Annotated in this window: 19 protein-coding genes; 6 read left to right on the forward strand and 13 right to left on the reverse strand. The window is 72.0% G+C overall.

Features of this window, described 5'->3' with window-relative positions; genetic code table 11:
- Positions 1-37 precede the first annotated feature (37 nt).
- Together ACIO3P_RS10155 and ACIO3P_RS10160 are read left to right on the forward strand one after the other, a co-directional pair.
- Positions 38-2,209 carry a RecQ family ATP-dependent DNA helicase gene (locus ACIO3P_RS10155; RefSeq protein WP_401848133.1) on the forward strand — a complete coding sequence of 724 codons (2,172 nt, stop codon included), beginning with the start codon at positions 38-40 and terminating at the stop codon, positions 2,207-2,209.
- Between the two features lie 235 nt (positions 2,210-2,444).
- The gene (locus ACIO3P_RS10160) at positions 2,445-3,074 is read left to right on the forward strand and encodes a hypothetical protein (RefSeq protein WP_329822527.1); all 630 of its coding nucleotides are present in this window, start codon (positions 2,445-2,447) and stop codon (positions 3,072-3,074) included.
- 154 nt (positions 3,075-3,228) lie between these two features.
- Here the strand turns inward: ACIO3P_RS10160 and ACIO3P_RS10165 are convergent, their stop codons facing one another.
- The 6 genes from ACIO3P_RS10165 to ACIO3P_RS10190 all read right to left on the reverse strand — a co-directional run bounded on the left by ACIO3P_RS10165 (position 3,229) and on the right by ACIO3P_RS10190 (position 9,245).
- Positions 3,229-3,885, reverse strand: a complete 657-nt coding sequence (locus tag ACIO3P_RS10165; RefSeq protein WP_329822528.1) for a hypothetical protein — start codon at positions 3,883-3,885, stop codon at positions 3,229-3,231.
- Positions 3,886-4,100: 215 nt separating this feature from the next.
- A complete protein-coding gene (locus ACIO3P_RS10170; RefSeq protein WP_329822529.1) occupies positions 4,101-4,811 on the reverse strand; it encodes a ribonuclease HII in 711 nt (236 codons plus the stop codon).
- A 160-nt stretch (positions 4,812-4,971) separates the two neighbouring features.
- The gene (locus ACIO3P_RS10175; protein WP_401848130.1) at positions 4,972-6,651 is read right to left on the reverse strand and encodes a DUF4153 domain-containing protein; all 1,680 of its coding nucleotides are present in this window, start codon (positions 6,649-6,651) and stop codon (positions 4,972-4,974) included.
- A 279-nt stretch (positions 6,652-6,930) separates the two neighbouring features.
- On the reverse strand, positions 6,931-7,845 hold the full coding sequence (locus ACIO3P_RS10180; protein WP_329822531.1) for an ADP-ribosylglycohydrolase family protein: 915 nt from the start codon (positions 7,843-7,845) through the stop codon (positions 6,931-6,933).
- 42 nt (positions 7,846-7,887) lie between these two features.
- On the reverse strand, positions 7,888-8,547 hold the full coding sequence (locus tag ACIO3P_RS10185; RefSeq protein ID WP_329822532.1) for a histidine phosphatase family protein: 660 nt from the start codon (positions 8,545-8,547) through the stop codon (positions 7,888-7,890).
- A gap of 92 nt (positions 8,548-8,639) precedes the next feature.
- Entirely contained in the window at positions 8,640-9,245 is a 606-nt protein-coding gene (locus ACIO3P_RS10190; RefSeq protein WP_329822533.1) for a YdbC family protein, read from the reverse strand.
- A gap of 201 nt (positions 9,246-9,446) precedes the next feature.
- Here ACIO3P_RS10190 and ACIO3P_RS10195 point away from each other — a divergent pair, with 201 nt between their 5' ends.
- A complete protein-coding gene (locus ACIO3P_RS10195) occupies positions 9,447-9,968 on the forward strand; it encodes a TerD family protein (protein WP_329822534.1) in 522 nt (173 codons plus the stop codon).
- A gap of 55 nt (positions 9,969-10,023) precedes the next feature.
- Here the strand turns inward: ACIO3P_RS10195 and ACIO3P_RS10200 are convergent, their stop codons facing one another.
- Both ACIO3P_RS10200 and nrdR read right to left on the reverse strand, forming a co-directional pair.
- The gene (locus ACIO3P_RS10200; protein WP_329822535.1) at positions 10,024-12,915 is read right to left on the reverse strand and encodes a vitamin B12-dependent ribonucleotide reductase; all 2,892 of its coding nucleotides are present in this window, start codon (positions 12,913-12,915) and stop codon (positions 10,024-10,026) included.
- Positions 12,916-13,061: 146 nt separating this feature from the next.
- Positions 13,062-13,571 (reverse strand): transcriptional regulator NrdR, encoded by a 510-nt coding sequence (gene nrdR / locus ACIO3P_RS10205; RefSeq protein WP_329822536.1) that lies wholly within the window; start codon positions 13,569-13,571, stop codon positions 13,062-13,064.
- A gap of 522 nt (positions 13,572-14,093) precedes the next feature.
- On the opposite strand from nrdR, the gene lexA reads away from it, so the two are divergent.
- Complete coding sequence (gene lexA, locus ACIO3P_RS10210) at positions 14,094-14,885, forward strand: transcriptional repressor LexA (RefSeq protein WP_329822537.1); 792 nt, start codon at positions 14,094-14,096, stop codon at positions 14,883-14,885.
- Positions 14,886-15,016: 131 nt separating this feature from the next.
- Here lexA and ACIO3P_RS10215 read toward each other — a convergent pair whose 3' ends face one another.
- The 5 genes from ACIO3P_RS10215 to ACIO3P_RS10235 all read right to left on the reverse strand — a co-directional run bounded on the left by ACIO3P_RS10215 (position 15,017) and on the right by ACIO3P_RS10235 (position 23,107).
- Entirely contained in the window at positions 15,017-16,987 is a 1,971-nt protein-coding gene (locus ACIO3P_RS10215; RefSeq protein ID WP_329822538.1) for an ATP-dependent DNA helicase, read from the reverse strand.
- Between the two features lie 38 nt (positions 16,988-17,025).
- Entirely contained in the window at positions 17,026-18,930 is a 1,905-nt protein-coding gene (locus ACIO3P_RS10220) for an IucA/IucC family protein (protein ID WP_401848816.1), read from the reverse strand.
- Between the two features lie 235 nt (positions 18,931-19,165).
- Positions 19,166-19,789 (reverse strand): GNAT family N-acetyltransferase, encoded by a 624-nt coding sequence (locus ACIO3P_RS10225; protein ID WP_401848814.1) that lies wholly within the window; start codon positions 19,787-19,789, stop codon positions 19,166-19,168.
- An 87-nt stretch (positions 19,790-19,876) separates the two neighbouring features.
- The gene (locus ACIO3P_RS10230; RefSeq protein ID WP_401848127.1) at positions 19,877-21,748 is read right to left on the reverse strand and encodes an IucA/IucC family protein; all 1,872 of its coding nucleotides are present in this window, start codon (positions 21,746-21,748) and stop codon (positions 19,877-19,879) included.
- Between the two features lie 30 nt (positions 21,749-21,778).
- The gene (locus ACIO3P_RS10235; RefSeq protein ID WP_329822580.1) at positions 21,779-23,107 is read right to left on the reverse strand and encodes an aminotransferase class III-fold pyridoxal phosphate-dependent enzyme; all 1,329 of its coding nucleotides are present in this window, start codon (positions 23,105-23,107) and stop codon (positions 21,779-21,781) included.
- Between the two features lie 293 nt (positions 23,108-23,400).
- Here ACIO3P_RS10235 and ACIO3P_RS10240 point away from each other — a divergent pair, with 293 nt between their 5' ends.
- Together ACIO3P_RS10240 and ACIO3P_RS10245 are read left to right on the forward strand one after the other, a co-directional pair.
- Positions 23,401-24,627, forward strand: coding sequence for a hypothetical protein (locus ACIO3P_RS10240; RefSeq protein WP_329822541.1), 1,227 nt, complete (start codon positions 23,401-23,403; stop codon positions 24,625-24,627).
- A 144-nt stretch (positions 24,628-24,771) separates the two neighbouring features.
- Complete coding sequence (locus ACIO3P_RS10245) at positions 24,772-25,986, forward strand: trypsin-like serine peptidase (RefSeq protein ID WP_401848125.1); 1,215 nt, start codon at positions 24,772-24,774, stop codon at positions 25,984-25,986.
- Positions 25,987-26,032 lie beyond the last annotated feature (46 nt).

Consider the following 26,032-nt stretch of genomic DNA (forward strand, 5'->3'; position numbering starts at 1 on the left):
TTCGCGGTTTGTCGGACCCATCGGGTTGCATGGGGCCATGACCAACGCAGAACGCGCAGCTCTCCGGGCATCCGCCGACGCCGTCCTCGCCCGCCTGGTCGGTGACGCCACCGGCGCCGCGCGGCTGCGCGAGGACCAGTGGCGGGCCATCGAGGCGCTCGTCGCCGACCAGCGCCGCGCGCTGGTCGTCCAGCGCACGGGCTGGGGCAAGTCCGCGGTGTATTTCGTGGCGACGTCGCTGCTGCGGGCCCGGGGCGCGGGTCCGACCGTGATCGTCTCGCCGCTGCTGGCGCTGATGCGCAACCAGGTGGAGGCCGCGGCGCGGGCCGGGATCCGCGCCCGGACGATCAATTCGTCCAACGCGGAGGAGTGGGACGCGATTCAGGACGAGGTGTCCGCGGGCGAGGTCGACGTCCTGCTGGTCAGCCCGGAGCGGCTCAACAACCCCGACTTCCGCGACCAGGTGCTGCCCCGCCTCTCGGCGGCGACGGGCCTGCTGGTGGTCGACGAGGCACACTGCATCTCGGACTGGGGCCATGACTTCCGCCCCGACTACCGGCGGCTGCGCACGATGCTCGCGGAGCTGCCGTCCGGTGTCCCGGTCCTCGCCACGACGGCCACGGCCAATTCCCGGGTGAGCGCCGATGTCGCCGAGCAGTTGGGCACGGGGGCGGGGACGGACGCGCTGGTGCTGCGCGGGCCGCTGGACCGGGAGAGCCTCAGCCTCCATGTGCTCCGGCTGCCGGACGCGGCGCACCGGCTGGCATGGCTGGCCGACCACCTCGCCGAGCTGCCGGGATCGGGGATCATCTACACCTTGACGGTCGCGGCGGCCGAGGAGGTCACGGCGTATCTGCGGCAGTGCGGGCACACCGTCGCCTCGTACACCGGCCGTACGGAGAACGCGGAGCGGCAGCAGGCCGAGGACGATCTGCTGGGGAACCGGGTGAAGGCGCTGGTGGCGACGTCCGCGCTGGGCATGGGGTTCGACAAGCCCGATCTCGGGTTCGTGGTCCATCTGGGTTCGCCCTCCTCCCCCATCGCCTACTACCAGCAGGTGGGGCGCGCGGGGCGCGGGGTGGCCCATGCCGAGGTGCTGCTGCTGCCGGGCAAGGAGGACGAGGCGATCTGGCAGTACTTCGCGTCGGTGGCCTTCCCGCCGGAGGAGCTGGTCCGCCGCACCCTCGACGTCCTGGGGCGCGCCGACCGGCCGCTGTCGCTGCCGGCCCTGGAGCCGCTGGTCGAGCTGCGGCGGACACGCCTGGAGACGATGCTCAAGGTGCTGGACGTGGACGGGGCGGTGCACCGGGTCAAGGGCGGCTGGACGTCGACGGGACGGCCGTGGGTGTACGACACGGAGCGGTACGCGTGGGTGGCGCGGCAGAGGCAGAGCGAGCAGCAGGCGATGCGCGACTACGCGTCGGCGTCGGGGTGCCGGATGGAGTTCCTGCGGCGTCAGCTCGACGACGAGGAGGCGGTGCCCTGCGGGCGGTGCGACAACTGCGCGGGGACGCGTTTCGAGGCCAAGGTGACCGACGCCGCACTCGACGCCGCCCGCGGCGAGCTGGGCAGGCCCGGGGTGGAGGTGGACCCCCGCAAGATGTGGCCGACCGGTCTCGCCGCGGTCGGGGTCTCCCTCAAGGGGCGGATCGCGCAGGGCGAGCAGTCCTTCCCCGGCCGGGCCCTGGGGCGGCTCTCCGACATCGGCTGGGGAAACCGGCTCCGTCCGATGCTGGCGGCGCGCGCCACGGACGGTCCGGTGCCCGACGACGTGGTGAGCGCCGTGGTGAGTGTGCTCGCCGACTGGGCGAAGGGACCCGGCGGTTGGGCCGCGGGTGCCGAGGACGCGCCGCCCCGGCCGGTGGGTGTGGTCACGGTGGCCTCCCGCTCCAGGCCCCGGCTGGTGGAGTCGCTCGGCGCCCGGATCTCGGAGATCGGCAGGATGCCGCTGCTCGGTACGGTCGCGTACGCGCCGGGGGCCGACGAGGCCCGGATCTCCCGCACCAACGGCGCGCAGCGGGTGCGGGGCTTGCACGAGACCCTGACCGTGCCGCCGGAGCTGGCGGCGGCGCTGGCGGCGGCCGGCGGGCCCGTGCTGCTCGTCGACGACCTCTCGGAGAGCGGCTGGACGCTCGCGGTGGCCACCCGGCTGCTCCGCAGGGCCGGAGCCGAGGGAGTGTTTCCGCTGGTCCTCGCCGTTCAGAGCTGATGCGGTGCCGGGATCGTGGCGCCCGGCGCGCGAGGTGACGGGAGTGCGCAGGTATATAGCCCTCATATCTACGCATTTCCACCAGCAGCGCCAATTGCTCGTTGCCGCGCGCCCCCGCGCCGGTGAGAATTGGAACTGCCCCCGCACTGTCCCCTCGCGTTCCGCAAGGGCTGTGCCGCGGCGCGTCCCCGCCCGACCCTGCCCGCACCGTGGGCGCGTATGCGAAGGGAGGAACGTGACCTTCGGATTCGCTCCGTCCGCAGCCACTTCGATCAGTGCTCAGGCCGCTTCCGTCAGCCGCCTCGCCAGAATGCTCGAACCCGCCGAGTGGGCCGCCGCCGGGATTCCGCTCCTGCGCAATCCCCGTGAGGTCGTCAGCGGTCTGCACAGCCGGCACGCGCCGACCCCGGCGACCGCCGTGGTGGCCGTGCTCGACCCCGAGGAACGGCTGGCCGCCAGCGCGTCGTTCGTGCCGCGCGCCGCGCCGGTGGACGGCTGGGAGTTCCGCAACGCGCTGCTGGCGCACCTGCGTCGGGTCATCCCGCACGATCTGCGTCGGCGCACGCCGGTGCGCACGGCCGTGCTGCTCTACTGCCGCGAGGGCGACGAGCGCTGGACGGAGGAGGACGGCGCCTGGATGTGGGGACTGCGCGACGCGTGCACCCTGCACGGGCTGCGCTGCGGCGCGTACATCACGCTGACGCGTGGCGGCTGGCAGGTGTTGGGCGAGGGGCGCGGAGGCCGCCGCCCCAACTCGGAGTCGCCACCGGCGAACCTGGCGGAGACAGCGGCCGATCCGGCCCTGTCACCGCTGAGCGGTGGAGGCGGCGCGGTGGAGGCACAGCGCCGTACCGCCGCGCGCTGAACGGCCGCCCGCGGAGAGCGGGGCGGCCGACGCGTACGTCCCTCCGGGCGGCTCCCCGAAGCGGCCCGGCCACCCTCCTGAAAGAGGCGGCCGGGTCACCACCGGAACGTATCGACGCGGACGCGCCCACCGGGCGCGCCGGTTGTCGTACGGCTCAGACGCCCGCGCCGAGCACGGCGTTGATCCGCTCGGCGTCACCGGACACCACGAGCAGCGCGGTGGCCCGGCCACGGGCCAGGGGCAGCGCCTTGGCGACGGCGTCGTCGTCACCACCGTTGACGGCGACGACCACGACGGGCCGGGACTGCGCACGGGCGACGGCGGCGGCATCCGCGAAGAACACGTCCTCGCGGGCGTCGTGCTGGGCCCAGTACGCGCTCTCACCGAACGACAGCTCGTGGGTGGCCCACGGGTGCTGTTCGCCGGTGGTGAGCACCAGGATGTCGCCCGGCGCCCGGCCCGCGTCCAGCAGCAGGTCGATCGCCTCCTCGGCGGCGTCCAGCGCACCGTCCGCAGAAGCCGGGATCACCTGGACCTGGGGGACGGCGGAAGAAGGGGAAGGGGCGGGGTCGGCGGTGCCGGGCGCCTTCGGCTGACCGGCGGAGCTGTGCGAGCGCTGCGCCGGCGGCGCGGGCCTCGCGGGACCGGGACCCGGACGTCCGGGCCTCGGTGTCGTCGCGGAGCGCGGCCCGGGGACGGGACGCGGACCGGGTACGGGACGGGGGGTCGAAGCGGTGCGACCGGTGGCCGGCGTGGCGCTGGGACCCTGGGCTCTCTCGTGAATCTGAGGCTCCTGAGGGATGAGAGGCATGACTGGATGTCTATCAAACACCGGTGCGAAAAGCATCGGTGGGTGGGCGCATTCGTGCCCGTGCCCGAGGCCGCGAGGCACCCGGGCGGGGGTTCGCCGGACGGGTCACCGGGTGTCCCGGAGAGGCCCGTGCCGGAAGTCTCACGTTCCGAGGCCGGACATTCCGGAGCCGGCTGCTCCGGACGCCGGACGGTCCGGTGTCGGATGGTCGACGGTCAGAAATCGAAGCCGAGTTGGCCCCCGCTTTCCGTGACGTCGGCCTGCGCGGGGACCCGGACCTTCTTGAGGTGCCGCCACCGGGGCAGCGCGTCGAGATAGGACCACGACAGCCGGTGGTGCGGTGTCGGTCCCCGTTCCTCCAGCGCCGCCCGGTGCACCGGTGAGGGGTACCCGGCGTTGGCGCCGAAGGCGAACGGTACGTACTCCTCGGACCCCGCGCCCAGTTCGGCCATCATCGCGTCCCTGCGCACCTTGGCGAGCACCGAGGCGGCCGCCACGGAGACACAGGACTGGTCGCCCTTGATGACCGTACGCACCTGCCAGGGTCCTCCGAGATAGTCGTGCTTGCCGTCCAGGATGACCGCGTCGGGCCGTACCGGCAGCGCCTCCAGGGCGCGTACGGCGGCGAGCCTGAGTGCCGCGGTCATCCCGAGGGCGTCGATCTCCTCCGGGGAGGAGTGCCCGAGGGCGTACGACGTGACCCACGCCTCCAGTTCACCGGCCAGCTCCGTACGGCGCTTGGGCGTGATGAGTTTGGAGTCGGTGAGTCCCGCCGGGGGTCTGCGCAGTCCGGTGACGGCCGCACACACCGTGACCGGACCTGCCCACGCTCCGCGTCCGACCTCGTCGACGCCGGCGATGATCCTGGCGTCTGTGGTGGCGCGCAGCGAGCGCTCGACGGTGTGCGTGGGTGGTTCGTACGGCATGGCACCTGCCAGGTTACGCCGCCCGCACCCCGCGCGACAGACCGGGTACCGGCCGTGCCGCGCGGCCGAGTCGGGCACACCGTCACGTACCGTCCCAGTCCGCCCGCGCGCGCGGGCGGCGGGACCTCCGCCCGCGCGTGGCGGCGGGGCCGGGATCCCGTCAGCGGTACACCCCCGGGCAGGAGACGTCGCTCCGTACCCCGCGCTTCGCCAGCAGGTCGCGGGCCCTGCTCTCGGCGAGGCTGGTCACGTACCAGGGCTTGTCCTCGCCCTCCAGGTCGAGGGCGATCCCGCGCAGGGCGCACGAACGCAGCGGCTCGGGAAGCCGGTCCAGCGCCGGTACCGCGTCGGCCGACAGCTCGCGGAAGTACTCGGTGTCGATCTTCTCGGTGTCCTCGTACCGCTGTACGTTCCGCTCCGCGACCAGCGCGTCCGGCGAGACCAGGCCGAAGCCGAGGACCCCGGCCCCGACACTCGCGGCGACGGCGCGCGGCAGCCAGCGGCCCCTGGTCGCGCCGGCCACCAGCATCAGGACGATCACGAGCCCGAGCCACAGCTCCGTCGCCGCCACGGTGACCCGTAGCCGGGTCAGGCCGAACGCGTCGACGTACAGGTCCATTCGGCGCAGCGCGGCGGCGACCACGACGAGGGTCAGTACGCACAGGGCGCCCAGTACGGCGCGGACCAGGGCGGAGTCACGCGCTCCGTCACGCGGGGCCCAGCGCCCGGCCACCACGATGACCACCAGGACCAGCACCGTGACCCACAGGAGCTGCCAGAAGCCCTGGCGCGCGTACTGAGCGGGCGTCAGGCCGGTCTCCTCCAGCACCTTGTCGTACCCGCCGAGGAGCACCACGAGCTGGACGGCGATGAACACCGCGAAGAGCAGATTGAGGACGATCAGCGGAAGCGCCCACTCCGTACGGCCGCGGGCCCGCCCCGGTCGTACGGTCACCCGGTCCCAGCGCAGTGGCGACGCGGCGGTGTGCGCGGCGGCCAGGGCGCCGAAGAGGCCGAGCGCGAAGAGGAGCACCTGCCAGGGGCCTCCGGAGACGGAGACCTCGGGGGTGAGGGAGTCGAGGAGTCCGGCGAACGCGGCGTCGGCGCTGGCGAAGAGCGCGCCGAACACGATCAGCAGAACGGCGGCGACCGCGACCGCGCGCAGTACGGGGGCCACCCGGCCCCGGGTCCCGCCCGCGCGCTCACGCAGACCGCTCAGGGCCCATACGGTGCCGGGGCCGATCGCGCCGAACATGGCGGGCGGTCCGAACAGCACCCCTGTCCAGGTGCGGCTGCCGCCCAGCGCCAGCGCGCCGAGCGCCACGGCGGAGACGACGGCGAGGAAGGTGGGCAGACCGGCGTCCCGCAGCGCGGGCACGGTCAGCAGGGCCAGGCCGCCGACGGCCCAGACCAGCGTCCAGGGGCGGGGCCGCCGGCCCGCGGCCTGGGCGGCGAAGAACGCCGCGAGAGCGGCGGGGACGGCCACGAACAGCAGGTTGAGGCCGAGCCCGTCGCGCAGCAGCAGGGAGCTGAGCAGCGCGGTCGCCAGGACCGCCCAGAGGGTGGCGGTCCTGATCCGCGCGGGCGGCTCGGGTCTGACCTCGGTCAGCCACGCGGGCGGTTCGCCGCGCTGGGGCTGCCACTGCTGCCACTGCTCCCGGTACTGCTTCCACTGTTCCCGGTACAGCTCCGGGTCCTGCTCCGCCTGGCCCGGCCGGGGCGGGGCGCCCTGGTGCTTGCCGTAGGCGTACGGCCGCGGGGCCGGCTCCACGGTGGGCTCGGGTGTGGACGGTGCATCCGGTGTGGACGGTGATTCTGGTGTGGCCGGTGAATCTGTCACGGGACCCCCTCCCGACCGGGCCCGTTCGCGGCGGAGGAACGGCGCGCGGAACCCGGTGTCTCGTCGGCGCGCGCCGGTGGAAGATCAACACGGCGGCATGGCCGAAGGGTAGGCACAGGTTTCTCGGGTCCATGCCTCCGGAAGGACGGCTGTGGCAGGGCCGTGACAATGAACGGCGCATATACCCCGTAAGCCGCACGCCCCGGCGCGCACGCCTGCCCGTGAGCCCCGCCCCGGAAGCGCCGACCGGCCCCGCGCACACCGACCGGCCCCGCCCCGTCAGCGGGTGGCCGTCACCGTCAGCCACCCCGGCAGTGCCTCCGTACGCTCCCGCCAGTGCTCCGGCGCCGCCCCGCTCGCGCCCGCGGCCGAGATCACTCCCCCGACGATGGCGCAGTTGGTGTCGACGTCGCCGCCGACCTGGGCGGTCGTCCAGAAGGCCCGCTCGTAGTCGCCGAGCCCGCGCGCCGCGGACCAGAGGGCGAACGGCACGGTGTCGTGCGCGGAGGTGCGCCGCCCGCGGCCGAGCACGGCGGCGACGGTGCCCGGGTCGTCGTAGTCCAGCATGTCCCTGGCCCGGCGCAGCCCCGCCCCGACCGCGCTGCGCGGCACCAGCGCCACCACCCCGTCGAGCAGCGCCTCCGCCGTGGGCGGTCCGTCCGGGGCGGCGGCGAGGGAGGCCGCCGCTGCCACCGCCATGGCGCCCACGACGGCCTCGCGGTGCTGATGGGTGGTGTACGCGGAGATCTCCGCCTGGTGCGTGGCCTGCTCGGGGTCCTCCGCGTACCAGGCGCCGAGCGGCGCGATCCGCATCGCGGCCCCGTTGCCCCAGGAGCCCTGGCCGTCGAAGAGCCCGGCGGCCAGCTCGCGCCAGTCGCCGCCCTCCCTGATCAGCCGGAGCATCCGGTTCACGGCGGGGCCGTAACCGCGGTCGAAGTCGTGGTGCTCGGCGAAGGAGCGCGCGAGGGCGTCCTGGTCGACCCGGTGGTGGGCGGCCAGCACGGCCAGCACCGACGCGGCCATCTCGGTGTCGTCGGTCCACTGCCAGCCGCCGGACGGCAGCTCGCGGCGCTTGAGGAGCGGATAGTTGGCGGGCACGAAGAACTGGGAGCCCAGGGCGTCTCCCACGGCCAGTCCCCGGAGGCTGGCCAGGGCGCGTTCGAAGCGCCGGTCGGATACGGAATCAGAGGTCATCGAACGGGCACTTTAGCCGGTACGGGCCTCACTTGCGCGGGTTTATACGGTGCGCCCGTACGGTTCCGGGACGCGCCACTGTTCGAACGGCCGGTCCAGGGTGTAGCGGCCGTCGGAGCCGATCATCAGGATCCGGTACTCCGCGTTGCCCGGGTTGGACAGCGACTCGAACTCCGCGACCGACCAGTGGAACCACCGCATGCAGAACAGCCGCATGGTCAGCCCGTGGGTCACCAGCAGGACGTTCTCCGGCGAGTCGGGCGTCTCGAAGCTGCGGTGCAGGGACTCCAGGAAGGCCCCGACACGGTCGTAGACGTCCGCCCCCGACTCCCCCTGGGCGAAGCGGTAGAAGAAGTGCCCGTACGCGTCACGGTATGCCTTCTGGAGGCGTACGTCCTCACGGTCCTGCCAGTTCCCCCAGTCCTGCTCGCGCAGCCGGGGCTCCTCGCGTATCCGCACCTGGCCGGGGTCGAGACCGAACGCCTCGAAGGTCTCGTGGGTACGGCGGTAGGGCGAGACGAAGACGCTGACCGGCTCCTGGCCGAACAGTTCGCGCAGCCGTTCCCCCGTCTCCTCGGCCTGTCTGCGGCCCTTCTCGGTGAGCCTCAGGGCATGGTCGGGCTCACGCTCGTACACCGTGTCATCTGCGTTCCCTTCCGACTCGCCGTGCCGGACAAGGACAATGCGCCGCGGTCGTGCCATGACACGACCCTAGATCGCCCGGGTCGCGGCCGTGCGGCCACCCGGTACTCCGGGGTGCCGCACGGCCCGGCCACATGGGTCCTGAACCGCGTTCACACGGTCCAGGACGGCTCCAGATCGATGACGTCCCCGGCCAGCGCCGCGACGTCCGTGGCCGTCTGGGCACGGAGCGTCAGCCGTTCGACCCGCTCGACGCGGTACTTGCCGTGCTCGGCCGCCGACTTCCACATGGAGAGGACGATGAATTCATGGCCGGGCGCCTCCCCGAAGAGCCCGCGCACCATCCCCGGCGAGCCGGCCATCGCGGGGTTCCACACCTTCTCCTGCATGAGGGCGAAGTGCTCCACCCGTTCCTCATGCACCCGGGAGTGCGCGACCCGGACCACGTCCGCGTCGGTGAAGCGCGGCTCGAAGCCCGTCTTCACGTCGAAGCGGTGGTCGAAGAGCTTGACCTGGATCTCCTTGTACGTCCCGAACTGCGAGGCGGACAGCCGGTCGTGCGAGCGCGCCATGAACGAGTCGTAGAACGCGCGGCTCTCCCAGAACGTGAAGACATGGACGACGCCCGGCCGCGACCTGCTCCATCCCCCGCCCTGCCCCCGGAACCCCGGCTCACCGAGCAACCCCGCCCATTTCCGCTGCCCGCGTTCGAAACCTCGACGGTCGATCACGGTGCAGCGAATCCACTTGACCAGCACCGCGCCATCGTACGGGGCGGGACGTGGCATCGGTCACGCCCGGACGGGACGCACCAGGGGCTCCGCGGCGGCGCCCGGCCTGTCGAGTATCGGCCAAGGTGGCGTCAACTGGCCAGATGGGGCAGCGGGTTGTCGGTGGCGCGGTCTAGCCTTGTGCAAAGGCCCGGAGATCCGCACCGGTTCCGCAGAGGGGGAAGACTGGTGAGCAGTTTCAACAGAGGCGTGTCCAAGATCGAGGTCACCCTCAAATGGGATCCCAGCCCGAGGGGCGAGACCCCGCACGACCTGGACCTCGTCGCCGCCACCTACACGTCGGACGCCCCGGACACACCCGCCTATCTGGTCCACTTCGGCAGCCGCTCCCCGGACGGGACGATCACGCTGGACCGCGAGAGCCGTACGGGCCAGGGCTTCGGCTCCGACGAGGAGATGACGCTGGAGCTGGACCGCCTCGGGTCGGACTACCGCCGCGTGGTGGTGGGGGTGGCCATCCAGCAGCAGGGCGGCCGCAGAACGTTCGGGGACGTGGCCAACGCCTCGGTCCGGCTGGCGGAGGGGTACACGGAGCTGTCGGCGCACGACTTCACGGCTGTGGACGACGCGACGGCGGCGACGTTCGCCGAGTTCACCCGGGACGGGTCGGGCACCTGGCAGTTCCGCCCGGTCCTGCACGGCTTCGACACGGACCCGCAGTCCTTCGGCGCCCTGATGGGAACCGCCTGAGGGACGGCGGGCCACTTCGGCCCACCGCCCCTCAGGGTGCTACGGGACTACCGGCTCAGCTACAGCCGCTGGTGGAGCCGCAGCCCTCGCAGATGTAGCAGGACCCGGCCCGCTGCATCTTCGTACCGCAGGAGAAGCAGAGCGGGGCGTCGGCGCTGATGCCGAGCTGCATCTCGACCAGTTCGGCCGAGGTGTGCGCCTCCTTCGGTGCCGGGATCACCGTCGCCTTGGGCGCCGCGGGGGCGGACTGCTGGGTGACCGGGCGGGGCGAGGCCGTGGTGGCCAGGGACTCGGTGTCGAGGGCACCGTCCGCGTCGAGGGCGGGCTCGTACGAACCGGTGTCCAGGTGACGCTGGCGCTCCTCGGCCGAGTGGATGCCGAGCGCGGAGCGGGTCTCGAAGGGCAGGAAGTCCAGCGCGAGGCGGCGGAAGATGTAGTCGACGATCGACTGCGCCATCCGCACGTCCGGGTCGTCCGTCATACCGGCCGGCTCGAAGCGCATGTTGGTGAACTTGGAGACGTACGTCTCCAGCGGCACGCCGTACTGCAGACCGACCGAGACGGCGATCGAGAAGGCGTCCATCATGCCCGCGAGCGTCGAGCCCTGCTTCGACATCTTGAGGAAGACCTCGCCGAGACCGTCGTCCGGATAGGAATTGGCGGTCATGTAGCCCTCGGCGCCACCGACCGTGAAGGAGGTGGTGAGGCCGGGACGGCCCTTGGGGAGGCGCTTGCGGACCGGGCGGTACTCGATGACCTTCTCGACGGCCTCGCGGATGGTCTCCTCGGCCTTCTCCGCGACCTTCTCGTCCTTCTTCTTCGCGGAGAGCGGCTGGCCGACCTTGCAGTTGTCGCGGTAGATCGCGAGCGCCTTGACGCCCATCTTCCACGCCTCGAAGTAGACCTCCTCGACGTCCTCGACGGTGGCGGTCTCCGGCAGGTTCACCGTCTTGGACAGCGCGCCGCTGATCCACGGCTGGATGGCCGCCATCATGCGGACGTGGCCCATCGCGGAGATGGAGCGCTCGCCCATCGCGCAGTCGAAGACCTCGTAGTGCTCGGTCTTCAGACCGGGCGCGTCGACCACCACACCGTTCTCGGCGATGTGCTCGACGATCGCCTCGATCTGCTCCGACTGGTAGCCGAGCCGGCGCAGCGCCTGCGGCACGGTGCCGTTGACGATCTGCATCGAGCCGCCGCCGACCAGCTTCTTGAACTTGACCAGCGCGAGGTCGGGCTCCAGGCCCGTGGTGTCGCAGGACATCGCGAGACCGATGGTGCCGGTGGGCGCGATGACCGACGCCTGGGCGTTGCGGAATCCGTTCTTCTCACCGAGGCGCAGCACGTCCTGCCAAGCCTCCGTGGCCGCGGCCCAGACCGGGCTGTCCAGGTCGTCGACGCGGACGGCCACGCCGTTGGCGTCGGAGTGCTGCTTCATGACGCGCTTGTGCGGCTCGGCGTTGCGGGCGTAGCCCTCGTACGGACCGACGACCGCGGCCAGCTCCGCGGAGCGGCGGTACGACGTGCCCGTCATCAGCGAGGTGATGGCACCGGCCAGGCTGCGGCCGCCGTCGGAGTCGTACGCGTGTCCGGTGGCCATCAGCAGGGCGCCGAGGTTGGCGTAGCCGATGCCGAGCTGGCGGAAGGCGCGGGTGTTCTCGCCGATCTTCTGCGTCGGGAAGTCCGCGAAGCAGATGGAGATGTCCATCGCGGTGATGACCAGCTCGACGACCTTGGCGAAGCGCTCGGACTCGAAGGACTGGTTGCCCTTGCCGTCGTCCTTGAGGAACTTCATCAGGTTCAGCGAGGCCAGGTTGCACGAGGTGTTGTCCAGGTGCATGTACTCGCTGCACGGGTTCGAGCCGTTGATCCGGCCGGACTCGGGGCAGGTGTGCCAGTGGTTGATCGTGTCGTCGTACTGGATGCCCGGGTCGGCGCAGGCCCAGGCCGCCTCGGCCATCTTGCGGAAGAGGGACTTCGCCTCGACCTCTTCGATGACGTCACCGGTCATCCGGGCGCGCAGCCCGAACTTGCCGCCGGCCTCGACGGCCTTCATGAACTCGTCGTTGACCCGGACGGAGTTGTTGGCGTTCTGGTACTGGACGGACGTGATGTCGTCGCCGCCCAGGTCCATGTCGAAGCCCGCGTCGCGCAGGGCGCGGATCTTCTCCTCCTCCTTCACCTTGGTCTCGATGAAGTCCTCGATGTCGGGGTGGTCGACGTCGAGGATGACCATCTTGGCCGCGCGCCGGGTGGCGCCGCCGGACTTGATCGTTCCGGCGGAGGCGTCGGCGCCGCGCATGAAGGAGACGGGTCCCGAGGCGTTGCCGCCGGAGGAGAGGAGCTCCTTGGAGGAGCGGATCCGGGAGAGGTTCAGGCCGGCGCCCGATCCGCCCTTGAAGATCATCCCCTCTTCCTTGTACCAGTCCAGGATCGAGTCCATGGAGTCGTCGACGGCCAGGATGAAGCAGGCGGAGACCTGCTGCGGCTGGGGCGTGCCGACGTTGAACCACACGGGCGAGTTGAAGCTGAAGACCTGGTGCAGGAGGGCGTACGCCAGCTCGTGCTCGAAGATCTCGGCGTCGGCGGGCGACGAGAAGTACTGGTGCTCCTCACCGGCCTTGCGGTACGTCTTCACGATCCGGTCGATGAGCTGCTTGAGCCCGGTCTCGCGCTGCGGGGTGCCGACGGCCCCGCGGAAGTACTTGCTGGTGACGATGTTGACCGCGTTCAACGACCAGAAGTCGGGGAACTCGACGCCACGCTGCTCGAAGTTGACCGAGCCGTCGCGCCAATTGGTCATGACGACGTCACGGCGCTCCCAGGCCACCTCGTCGTACGGATGCACGCCGGGGGTGGTGTGGATCCGCTCGATACGCAGCCCCTTGCCGGCCTTGGTCCCCTTGGTGCGGGTACCCCGTGCCGAGCCGCTCGCCGTCTCTGTCATGCCGCCTCCCATATACGTACAAAAACGCCCTGTCGTGCCATGTTCTTCCCGTGGCACGGGGTGTGTGTCTGATGCCTCGGGCACGCGCACAGCGCACCCGTGACAGGTCTTGGTCGCCGCGGAGCGGCCGGGATCGAGCCGGCCGGTCAGTCCGCGGCGGTGGCGGGCACGGGGACCTCAAGGGCCTCGCCGGTGCCGCGTTCCTCCGAGGGAGGCCGCTCGCGCAGTTCCGCGATGGCGGCCTCGAAGTCTTCGAGTGAGTCGAACGCCCGGTACACGGACGCGAAGCGCAGATACGCGACGAGGTCGAGTTCCTGCAACGGGCCGAGTATGGCCAGCCCCACGTCGTGGGTGGTCAGCTCGGCGCTCCCGGTGGCGCGCACCGCCTCCTCGACCCGCTGGCCGAGCTTGGCGAGGGCGTCCTCGGTGACCGGCCGCCCCTGGCACGCCTTGCGCACGCCGGAGATGACCTTGGTACGGCTGAAGGGTTCGGTCACGCCGCTGCGCTTGATCACCATCAGCGAGGCGGTCTCCACCGTCGTGAAACGGCGGGAGCAGTCGGGGCACTGACGGCGGCGCCGGATGGACGTCCCGTCGTCGGTGGTGCGACTGTCGACGACCCGGCTGTCGGGGTGCCTGCAGAAGGGACAGTGCATGGCTCCCAACCCCTCCTTCACAGCACGACTGAATAGCCCCGCCAGGGCCCGGAAAGGGCCCCTCGAAGCATGTCCCAGCATAGGCGATGCGCTCGGGACCGAAGACCCGGGACCACAACTTCTGGGTGGCTGCGACAATCCAACCACTAGATCTGGGGTTTGGTTGCATCCTAGGCCCCAGCGCGTGTCGCGCGTCGGGGCGGGTGCGGCGGGGCCGCTGCGACCGGCCACGAGAGTACGGGAAGGGCGCGGCGCCCGGGATCGCGGGCCACCGGATGCGAGACTGGAGGAGCCCCGGACGGCGTACCGGAGCGCCCTCCGGGCGCCCCTGAGGACAGCCCCGGATCGCCTGCCGGACGGGGGCGTCACGGTGGCATCTCACCCGGAAGAACCTGCTCATACACCCAGTCGGCCGCCCACGACAGACACTCCGCAATTTTTCACTCGAACGTGTGTTTGGCGCAACCTTTCGAAAGCTACTACCGTTGTCCAGCTAGGGAGAACATTTCGAGAGGGGCCACCGTGACCACCACCGCAGACAGTGCCACCATCACTGCCCAGGACCGCTCCCAGGGCCGACTCGATCCGGTGCATGCCATGAATGTGAATGACACAGCCTCGAACCCGGAGGGCGCCAAGCCCACCCGTTCGATGCCCGGCCGACCTCCAGGGATCAGGGCGGACAGCTCGGGTCTCACGGACCGGCAGCGCAGGGTGATCGAAGTCATCCGGGACTCCGTGCAGCGCCGCGGATACCCGCCCTCGATGCGGGAGATCGGCCAGGCCGTGGGGCTCTCCAGCACCTCGTCGGTGGCGCACCAACTGATGGCCCTGGAGCGCAAGGGCTTCCTGCGCCGCGACCCGCACCGGCCGAGGGCGTACGAGGTCCGCGGGTCGGACCAGCCGAGCACGCAGCAGACGGACACGACGGGCAAGCCCGCTGCCTCGTACGTCCCGCTGGTCGGCCGGATCGCCGCCGGTGGACCGATCCTGGCGGAGGAGTCCGTCGAGGACGTCTTCCCGCTCCCCCGCCAACTGGTGGGCGACGGCGAGCTGTTCGTGCTGAAGGTCGTCGGTGACTCGATGATCGAGGCAGCGATCTGCGACGGCGACTGGGTGACGGTCCGCCGCCAGCCGGTCGCGGAGAACGGTGACATCGTGGCGGCGATGCTGGACGGCGAGGCGACGGTCAAGCGCTTCCGCCGCGAGGACGGCCATGTCTGGCTGCTCCCGCACAACGCGGCGTACCAGCCGATCCCCGGTGACGAGGCGACCATCCTCGGCAAGGTGGTCGCGGTCCTGCGCCGGGTCTGAAAGGGCGATCGAGTGCGCCGCGCCCCGCAGGGGGCACGGCACGTACGGGGAATGCGCCGAAGGATCCTGTTGCGGTACACGCCGACCTCTCGTGTACCGCAACGTCATGGAGCGCAACCTCCTGGAGCGGGCTACCGCCCGTCCGCCCGGGCCGCCTCGTCGATCGTCGCCAGCGACCGCCGTACCTGATGACGGTCCGTGGTGTACCAGAAATCGGGCAGCGAGGCCCGCAGGAAGCTGCCGTACCGGGCATTGGCCAGCCTCGGGTCAAGGACGGCGACCACACCGCGGTCCCCGGTCGCCCGGACGAGACGGCCGGCGCCCTGGGCCATCAGCAGCGCGGCATGCGTGGCGGCCACGGCCATGAAGCCATTGCCGCCACCTTCCTCCACGGCCTTCTGCCGCGCGCTCATCAGCGGGTCGTCCGGACGCGGGAACGGGATCCGGTCCATCACCACGAGCTGGGAGCTGGGCCCCGGCACATCGACGCCCTGCCAGAGCGACAGCGTGCCGAACAGGCACGTCTTCGGATCGGCGGCGAACGCCTTGATCAGCTCGCCCAGTGTCTCCTCGCCCTGGAGCAGGATCGGCGAGTCCAGCCGGCTCCGCAGCTCCTCGGCCGCCGCCTGAGCTCCCCGCATGGACGAGAAGAGCCCCAGCGTCCGCCCGCCGGCGGCCTCCACCAGCTCCGCCAGCTCATCCATCATGTCGCCGCGGGTGCCCTCCCTCCCCGGTGGGGAGAGATGGCGCGCGACGTAGAGAATGCCCTGCTTGCGGTAGTCGAAGGGCGAGCCGACGTCGATGCCCTTCCACTGCGGGACGTCGTCGCCCTCCGTGCCCTCCGGCGCCAGGCCGAGGGAAGCGCCCACCCCGTTGAAGTCGCCGCCGAGCTTGAGGGTGGCCGAGGTGAGCACCACCGAGCGGTCGGTGAACAGCTTCTCCCGCAGCAGCCCCGACACGGAGAGCGGAGCGACCCGCAGGGACGCGCCGAACCGGTCGTGCCGCTCGTACCAGACGACGTCCCACTCCGAGCCGTTGGCGATCCGCTCCGCCACACCGTGGACGGACTCCACGGACGCCAGCGCCTGCTTCCGTACGACGTCCTCGTCCTGCACGGACTTGTCGCGTGTCGAACCGATCGCCGAGATGACCGTACGCGCCGCGTCGCGCAGCGCCATCAGGGCGAAGCCGAGGTCCTCGGGGATCTCCTCCAGCCGGCCGGGGAGGGCCAGCTCCATCAGCCGCTCGAAGGTCTCGGCCGCGGTCTGGAGCGCGTCCGCCGCCTTCTCGTTCACCAGCTTCGCCGAGCGGCGTACGGCGCGGTGCACCTGCCCCGGGGTCAGCTCCCCGGTGGCCACCCCGGTGACCCGTGAGACCAGCTCATGGGCCTCGTCCACGATCAGCACCTCGTGCTGCGGAAGCACCGGGGCACCCTCGATCGCGTCGATCGCCAGCAGCGCGTGGTTGGTCACCACGACATCGGCGAGCTTGGCGCGCTCCCGCGCCAGCTCGGCGAAGCACTCCGCGCCGTACGCGCACTTCGACGCGCCGAGGCACTCCCGGGACGAGACGGAGACCTGCGACCAGGCGCGGTCGGAGACGCCCGGCGTCAGGTCGTCCCGGTCGCCCGTCTCCGTCTCGTCCGACCAGTCCCGCATCCGCAGCAGGTCCTGGCCCAGCTTGCTGGTCGGCGCCGCGGCCTCGAACTGGTCGAAGAGGCCGTCCTCCTCGTCCTGCGGCACGCCCTCGTGCAGCCGGTGCAGACAGAGGTAGTTGGACCGTCCCTTGAGCATGGCGTACTGGGGGCGGCGGCGCAGCAGCGGATGCAGTGCGTCGACCGTCCGCGGCAGATCACGCTCCACGAGCTGACGCTGGAGGGCCAGCGTCGCCGTGGCCACCACGACCCGCTCTCCGTGGGCCAGGGCCGGCACCAGATAGCCCAGGGACTTTCCGGTGCCGGTACCGGCCTGGACCAGCAGGTGGGAGGGGTCGTCGATGGCTTGGGCGACGGCCTCGGCCATGGTGACCTGGCCTGGCCGTTCCACGCCGCCGACGGAGCTGACGGCGGCGTGGAGGAGCTCGGGGAGTGATGGCTTCGTCATAGCCCGACCACCCTACGGGGCACCACTGACAACGATGCTCAATCGCTCGGCTGTACGACGGCGAGCGGGTTGGGCACCGTACCGTGCACGGCGGCGTGCGGCCGGTCGGAGCGGTCCCGGTAACCGTCGAGATGCAGCCGGTTACGGTTGAGGCAGAGGCGCTCGATACGCGGCGTGAGCAGGTCGAACGTCTCGAAGCGCTCCTTCAACTCAGGGAACCTGGCCTGGTGGCGCAGAATCTCCGCCCGTACGAGGGACCAGAACACGTCCTCCGGCACGTCCAGTTGGTCGGCGCACAGCGGTGCCAGATAGCGGAAGACGCCGATGAAGAGCCCTGAATGGATGAACTGCGGGAGAAAGGCGGGCTCCTCCGTGAGAAGCGTGTCCTTCACGTCGTCGGGCATCGCGTCGTGCTCGGGCAGCGGCCGGGCGCTGAGGTTCACGTCGTCGACGAAGTCCTTCATCGCGAGCCGTACGGGCACGTCCTGGTCGTCGAAGACGACGATGGCGTTCTCGCCGTGCGGGGAGAAGACCGTCCCGTAGCGGTACAGGAAGTGCAGCAGGGCGGGGAGCAGCGCCCCGAAGAGGCGGCGCAGCCACTCCTCGGGAGGGAGCCCGGAGCGCGCGACCAGTTCTGCGGTGAACGCGCGGCCCGCCGGATCCGTATGGATGAGCGAGGCGAGCGTACGGGCGCGTTCGCCGGGGGCCAGCCGGGTCTGGAGGGGCTCGCGCCAGATCGTACCGAGCAGTTCCTTGTACTGGTACGGGACTTCGGGGAGGTGGTCGTAGAGCGGGTGCTCGACGGTCACGGAGGCGACCTCGCCGAGGAGGATCACGCGGCACTCGTCGCGGAGGAACGGGTCCGCGTCGCGCACGCCGTGCATCCACGCGGTGACGGCGGGGGCTGCGAGGGTGCGTTCGGTGGGCAGTCCGCGCCAGACGAGGGTGTTGAGGATGGACAGCGGCAGCTTGACGGTGTGCCGGTCGGGCCGCCGGACGTTGAGGAAGGTACGGATCGACTGCTGCGGCAGCCGGAGGTCACCGTCGGTGGGGAGCGGGACGATCGCTCCCCCGGCTATGGCGGGCGCGTAGAGCTGGAGCAGCACTTCGTCCCACTGCCAGGGGTGTACGGGCAGGTAGAGGTAGGCGGCGGGGTCGAGGCCGCGCTCCCGGAGCACGGTGTCGAAGCGTTCGCGTACGGCGTCGTCGAGTTCGAGCGCGTAGAGCTGTTCCGGGGTGGCGAGCGCGGCGACGCCCCGGTAGGTGGCGAGGGTGGTGGAGACCGCGATCCAGGGGAGGGTGGCCGGGGTGCGGCCCTCGGGAGCCCAGCGGTCGGCGTCGGAGCCGGAGAAGCCGACGCGGCCCTTGTTGAGGACGATCCAGGGGTGGCCGGTCTGATGGCCTTCCAGCTCCGCGTAACCGAGGTCGGCGAGTTCGGCGGCGCTCAGGGCGGTGTGGTCGAGCTTGGCGTCGGCGGCGAGCGTGGTGGTGAGTTCGCGGACGAGATGGCCGAGGGTGGTGCCGTCCAGGCCGAGCAGCCGCCGCGCCATCAGCAGGAAGCGCAGGGGGTCGGTGAAGGGCAGGTCGTCGCAGCGTACGGAGCCGGGGTCGACGCGCCAGTGGCCGTACGCGCCGCGCTCGGCGCGGAAGGTGAGCGTCTCGCCGGCGTCGAGCGTGATCGCGTAGTGCCCGGGGCCGGCCGCGGATGCGGACGCCGGTGCGGAGGCCGGTACGGAAGCCGGTTCCGCGGCGGGTTCCGAGGCCGGTATGGACTCGGGTACCGACCGGGGGTCGATGATCTCCTCGTACGCGAACTCCCCGAGCGTCTTGGCGAGCAGACGGCAGGCCGCGCGCTCCCACGCGGCCGGGTTCAGCTCGGGCGGGGCGAAGAGCGGGGCGGGGTCGGGCGAACCCGCGCCGGCCGCCTTACCAGGGGTGGCTATGGAGCCGGTCGGGTCGGTGGAGTCGGGAGTGGCGGGAGTGGCGGGAGCGGCAGGAGTGGTGGAGGAGGCGGGCGATGCGGGCGAAGCAGGGGAGGTCGGCACGAGAACTCCTCGGGAGGGAACCGATGGGTGTGGAGCGGGGACGTACAGGGCGAGCGGGGTGGCCCGCGTGAGCGGGCCGTACGGGGCCTACGGGATGCACGGGAAGAGCGGAGCCGAGGGGGCGGCGGATCGATCACAGGAGGTCGCGCAGTGCCCGGTCACGGACCATGAGCGCGGCCCGTTTGTCGGGCAGGTCGATCTCCGCGGCGAAGCGGAAGCCGGCGCTGAGAAACGCGGAGACGGAAGGGGTGTTGCGCAGATCGGGTTCGGCGACGACCCGCGCGCACCGGGGCCGGTGGTCGAGGACCAGGTCCGCGACGGCCCGCAGCAGAGTGGTGCCGACCCCGCGGCCACGGTTCGTGCCCCCGCCGAGCAGCAGATGGATCCCGGTGTCGTGGGGGCGCGCGGGGTAGTGGCGCGCGAGGGGGTCGAGGTCGGCGCGGTACAGCTCCCAGTAGCTCATGGGAACCCCGTCGAGCACGCCGAGGAAGGGGATCGTGCGTCCGTCGCCGTCGACCTGGGGCCGCACATGGGCTTCGGTGACGGCGTCCGGGCCCGCGAGGTGCCAGAACGCGGCGACTGCCGGATCGTTCATCCACTCGCTGACCAGGGCGAGGTCGCGCTCCACGGAGACCGGGACGAGCTGGAAGACCCCGGCGGCGGTGGCGGTGGGGCCCCACTCCGCCGGGGCGTCGAGCAGATCACCGGTGGGGGTGTCCCCGGACGGCGGGGGCACGGCCCCGCGCGGGGGTGACACGGGGCCGGTTCCGGTGTCGGTGCTCGCTTCGGTGGAAGGCACAGTGGCGCTCTCCTCTCAGCAGTTCTGACGGTTCTTCATGTTCCTTCACTCACGCAGAGGGTTGGTGAGGGTGACGTAGACGGACTGGGTGTCCACCGGGCCGACGAGTTCGTCCAGACCGTGCAGCCTGGTGAGCAGATTGGCCTTGCAGCGCAGCGTGTCGCTCTCCAGGAGCAGGGCGGGCAGGGACGAGCCGAGGTCCGCCGCGCCGGCCAGGAAGCGCCGGAAGGCCGCGATGAGCACGCGCTCGTCGGCGAGGCCCTGGGCGCCGAACGCGCCGATCAGCCCGAGGACGTTGTTGATGCCGAGGTAGTAGGCGAAGCGTTCGTCGGTGACGGCGTCGGAGACGAAGGTGTCGCTGACCGTTCCGATGCCGGGGAGCCTGCGCTCCAGCGCGGCGCGGTGGGACTCGCGGAAGTAGTAGCCCTGGTTGTCGCGGTAGCGTCCGCCGACGGGCCAGCCCGCCGGGTCGAGGATGACCAGCGTGTTCTGCTGGTGCGCCTCCAGGGCGATCCCGGCCGTACCGTCCAGCCAGAGCACGGGGCGTACGACCTGGTCCAGGTAGCGCAGGAACCACTCGGCGGCGACGGCGCCCTCCGGGCGGCCGGTGCGGGCCGCGAGCCCGGAGACGATCTCGGCCAGCCGCGAGTACACCCCGGTGCGCCCGGGGTACGGGCGCGGCGCGGTCAGTCCCGCGATGCACACGGCGTCGTCCGCCGGTCCGAACGGGTTGTGGCGCAGCATGACGTCGAGTCCGGTGACGGGTTCGCCCTCCGTGGTGTCCACGGCGAGCCAGGCGGGGTCACGGACGATGTCGAAGCCGGGGTGCGCGGCCCCCCACTCCTTGCCGAGGCCGCTGCGCAGCAGCCGGTGGACCTCGACGCCGCGGTGGAGTTCCTTGCGGAGGTTCTCCCGGCGGGAGTTGGTGATGCGTACGCCGAGGGAGAGCTTGAGCATGGCGGGGGCGCCCGGGCGGTGCACCGTACGGATGGAGGAGGTGGGGTGCCAGGGGTCGCCCTGGGGTCCGAGGTCGTGCAGGAGGCCGGCGTCGAGGAGCTTCCGTACGGCCGGACGGTGGATCAGGTCCCGCGCCTGCCAGGGGTGCAGGGGCAGGGCGACGGTGTTCTCGGGGAGGGGGTGGTCCCCGAGGAGGCGGGCCGTGAGCACGTCGGCGGGCAGGACCCGGCCCTGTTCGGTCCAGGCCGAGTCGGTGGCGAGGACGGAGCGGTCGACGGCCATCCAGTGGAGGGGGAAGGAGCCGCGCATCTCCGGGGAGTAGCGGCGGGCTTCGGCCTCGGAGAGCCCCTCCCTGCTCTTGGGCGTGGGGTGCAGGGGGTGTCCGAGGAGCAGGGACTGCTCGGCGGTGAGGAACGGGTCGGCGCCCTCGGCGGCCTCGGGGCGTGCGCGCCGGTCGGCGAGGAACTCGGCGGTGTGGCCGAGCGAGTTGGCGACCCGGCCCACCAGGTCGGCGCCCTGGTAGCGGCCCGACTCGCGGCCGAGGAGCGCGGCCACGGTGACGGCCTCGGCGGCGGGGGCGTCCTGCGGGCCGCCTTCCAGGAAGGGCATCCCGAAGCGGTGCCAGCCCGTCGCGGACCAGTGGTGTACGGGAACGAGGAGGGCGGTGCCGCTGGCGTCGAGCGGGACGCGCAGCACCGTACCGTCGGGGCGGGTCAGTCCGGTCTCCCGGACCCAGCAGCGCAGCAGGTTCTCGGTGGCCGCCGCGTCGGCGGCCTTCTGCGGGTCGGAGTGGTCGAGGTGGTCGGTGTACGCGACGGCCTCGGCAGGGCCCGACGGGGCGGCGGGGCCGGTGGGTCGCCCGTCGGGTCCCCCCGCGGCCTGCCGTGGCACCGTGCCCGACTCCGCGGTGGTGGGAGGGCCGTCGGCCTCGGGCGCGTCGGGTGAGGGAGTGGTGTTCACGGAGGGCTTCCTTGTGAGGAGGGGTCGGGGTCAGCGGGGCGGACCGGTCTCTTTTCGGCGGGGCCCGGCGACCGCGCCGCGGCGCGCGGCTGCTTCTTGGCGGGGTGCGGCTGCTTCTTCGCGGCGCACGGCTGCTTTGCGGGGCGCGGGGCGTTCGGCCGTGGCGAGCGCGGCGTCGAGTGCGTCGGCGAAGCGGTCGAGGACCGCGTCGGCCTGTTCGTCGGTGAGGGTGAGCGGTGGGAGCAGCCTTACCACGGACGCCTCGCGCCCGCCGAGTCCGACGATGAGGCCGCGACGGAGACACTCCTGCTGGACGGCGGCCGCGAGTGCGGGGGCCGGCGGGGCAGGATCGCCGGCTGCCGGGGCGACGAGTTCCACACCGATCATGAGACCACGTCCGCGTACGGCGCCGACGCGGGGGTGGTGGGCGGTCAACTCCGCGAGCTGTCCCAGCAGGTGCGCCCCGAGGTGCGCGGCGCGCTCGGCGAGCCGGTGCTGCCGTACGTACGCGAGTGTGGCCGCGCCCGCCGCCATCGCGAGCTGGTTGCCGCGGAAGGCGTCCGTCCGGCCGTCGGGCAACGGGGCGTCCAGGTCCGCGTGGTGGACGATCACGGCCAGCGGGAGGGAGCCGCCGATCGCCTGGGACATCACCATGGCGTCGGGGGTGATCCCGCTGTGTTCCACGGCCCAGAACGCGCCGGTCCGCCCCACCCCCGTCCGCGTCTCGTCGACGATGAGCGGAATGGAGCGGTCCGCCGTGATCCGGCGCATCCCGCGCAGCCACGCGTCGGGCGCCGGGACGACCCCGCCCTCGTCCTGGACCGGTTCGAGGATCATCGCGGCGGGGGCGGCCGGTCCGCCCCGGGCGTCGGACAGCTCCGCCGTCCACGCGTCGTGGTCGGTCCCGGTGAAGGTGAGCGCTCCGTCGCGGCCGGTGGCGGTACGGGCCAGGGCGAGCGCGCTCCCGACGGCGTCGGCGGCCGTGGGACCGCAGAACCGGACCCGGGCGCCGGCGGCGAACCCGGCCGGGAGCGTGGCGAGGAGCTCGGCGGTGAAGGCGTCCTTGACGGGGGTGGCCAGATCGGGGACGTGCAGCGGGGCGCCGGAGTCCAGGACCTTCCTGATGGCCTCCAGGACGACCGGGTGGTTGTGTCCGAGGGCGAGGGTGCCCGCCCCGGACAGGCAGTCCAGATACCGTCTGCCGTCAGCTCCCTCGATCGTCAGCCCCCGGGCGCGCACGGGGACGACGGGCAGGGAGCGCGCGTAGGTACGGGCCGACGTCTCGCGCGGGGTCTGGCGCCGCAGGAGGCCCGCGTGGGCGACGGTCGGCGCCGCCGGAGCTGGTTCGGTCACGGCCACAGCGATCGGTCCTCCCGTAGGCATCGTTCGGTCCTCCGTCAGTACGGCGCCCGCTCACCGAATGTTCGACGGCGCACCGCCGGCCGGGCCCGTCGTACGTACCAACGACGCGCCGCGCCCGGGATCACGGGCAGCGGGAAGATCCGTGGGCCGGGGAACCACGGCCCTGCCCGACGCCGTCCCCAACGGCACCGGCATAGTGGGGGCGCGTCCCGGCTCCGGTCACCGTCGCCGGGTGCGCCACATGTGCTCCTTTGTTCAGAACTGTCCAGAAGTCCCGGGGGGATATCTCCATGCGATCCATACGTCCGACGCTCACCGCTCGCCGCGGAAGGAGCTCGCGGCGCAGAACCTCCCCCGTTCTCGCCGCCGCGTCGATCGCCGTGGCCCTCGCGCTGACGGCCACGGCCTGCGGCCCCGAGGAGGACCAGGCCGCGGCACAGGCGAGCGAGTCGGCCACGGCCGCCTCCGACGGCAAGATCACGATTCCTGACGATCTCAAGGACCGGCTCAAGGAGCACGGGATCGACATGGACAAGTGGCGGGACGGTGAGTGGAAGAACTGGGACCGCGAGACATGGCTGCGTGAGGCCAAGGACTTCGTCAACCCGATCATCGAGGGTCTCTGGGACCCGGACCGGATGCGCGACGCGGACAAGCCGCCGGAGAAGTCCGTGGACGACCAGGACATCTCCGGGGACACGGGCGTCACCGACCCGGAGCCGGCGCCGGTGACCGCGCGGGCGGTGAGCGCGCCGTACGGCGAGAACGCGGCGCAGGCGGGCAAGTTGTTCTTCGACGGGCCCGAGGGCTCGATGGTCTGCTCGGCGACCGTGGTCGAGGACCCGGCGAACCCCGGCAAGTCCAACATGGTCTGGACGGCCGGTCACTGCGTGCACTCCGGCAAGAGCGGCGGCTGGTACCGGAACATCGCGTTCGTGCCCTCGTACAACAACAGCGCGCTGTCGACGGCCGAGTTGGAGACCGCGTCCAAGGAGCGGATCGCTCCGCACGGGGTGTGGTGGGCCGACTGGGCGCAGACCTCCGCGCAGTGGATCGCCGAGGGCGGGCCGACCGGCGGGCAGGGCGCGCCGTACGACTTCGCGGTGATCCATGTCACGCCGGAGAAGGGCGGTTCCGGCACGTCCTTGCAGGAGACGGTCGGTTCGGCGCTGCCGGTGGAGTTCAACGCCCCGGCGACCCCGGACATCGCCGCCATGACGGCGACCGGCTATCCGGCGGCGCCGCCGTACGACGGCCAGAAGCTCTTCCAGTGCGAGGACGCGCCGGGCCGGCTGTCGCTGGCGGCGGACGATCCGACGATGTACCGCGTGGGCTGCACCATGACCGGTGGTTCGTCGGGCGGCGGCTGGGTCGCGGCCGGCCAGGACGGCAAGCCCGCCCTGGTCTCCAACACCTCCATCGGCCCGGTCACCGCGGGGTGGCTGGCGGGGCCGCGCCTCGGCGACGTGGCCAAGGGCGTCTTCGACGGCGTCAGCAAGAAGTTCGCGGGTCGGTGAACCGGCGCGGGCGCGCCTCCTGGTGGGGCGCGCCCGCAGCCGTACCCGGACAGGGCCGTGGGCCGGTCCGGGTCCCGCGGTGAACACCGACTCCAGACATGACAAGCCCATGTCAGACCATCCGTACCCAGGGGGAACTGCTCCATGCGATCCGTACGACCACTGCTGACGGCCACCTGTGCGGCCGCGGCGCTCGCCCTGACCGCCACCGGCTGCGGTGGCGGCGACAGCACAGGCGACGACAAGAGCGCCGGGGCCGGCGCCTCGTCCGCCTCCGCCGCGTCCGATCCCGCCTCCGGCGGCGATGGAAGCGGGGCCGGGGACGACCCGGCGATCCCCGCGGATCTGGCCGACGCGCTCAAGAAGCACGGCGTCGATCCGGAGAAGTGGAAGGACGGCGGGTGGAAGGACTGGGACAGGAAGAAGTGGCTCAGTGAGGCCAAGGACTTCGTCAACCCGGTGATCGACGGGCTGTGGAAGCCCGAGCGGATGCAGAAGGCCACGTCACCGACGAAGACCCTCGCCACCCAGGACATCTCCGGCGACCGGGACGTCACCGATCCGGAGCCGAGCCCGGTGCGCGCGGTGGCGGAGAAGACGCCGTACCACAAGAACGCGGCGCCGGTCGGGAAGGTCTTCTTCGACGCTCCCGAGGGCTCGATGGTCTGCTCCGCGACCGTGGTCAAGGACCCCGCGAACCCCGGCAGGTCCAACCTGGTGTGGACCGCGGGCCACTGCGTGCACGCGGGCGGGACCGGCGGCTGGTACCGCAACATCGCCTTCGTGCCCGCCTACAACGACCTCGGCAAGTCCGCGGCGGCGCTCGACCGGGCCTCGTCCCAGGAGATCGCCCCGTACGGCGTCTACTGGGCGGACTGGGTCTCCACCTCGGGCGAGTGGATCGAGGGCGGCGGTCCGACCGGCGGCGCGGGCGCCGCGTACGACTACGCCGTGATGCACGTCGAGCCGGAGAAGGGCGGCAAGTCCCTGGAGGAGACCGTGGGCACCGCCCTGGACGTGGACTTCGACCTCCCCGAGGCGGCGAACATCGCCGGCATGGGCGCGTGGGGCTACCCGGCCGCGGCACCGTACGACGGGCTGCTGATGCACAAGTGCGTCGACAAGCCGGGCCGGCTCTCCGTCAGCCCCGGTACGCCGACGATGTGGCGGATCGGCTGCACCATGACCGGAGGCTCCTCGGGCGGCGGCTGGTTCGCCACACAGCCCGGCGGGAAGCTCGTCCTGGTCTCCAACACCTCGATCGGCCCGGTCACCTCGGGGTGGCTGGCGGGGCCCCGGCTGGCCGCGGGCGCCGAGCAGATCTACACCGCGATGAGCGACAGGTTCGGCGGACGCTGACGGACCGGACGCCGCACCCGCGCACGACGGAGGCCCGCCCCCTCGC

It is taken from the genome of Streptomyces sp. NPDC087310 (assembly GCF_044744405.1).
GTDB lineage: Bacteria > Actinomycetota > Actinomycetes > Streptomycetales > Streptomycetaceae > Streptomyces.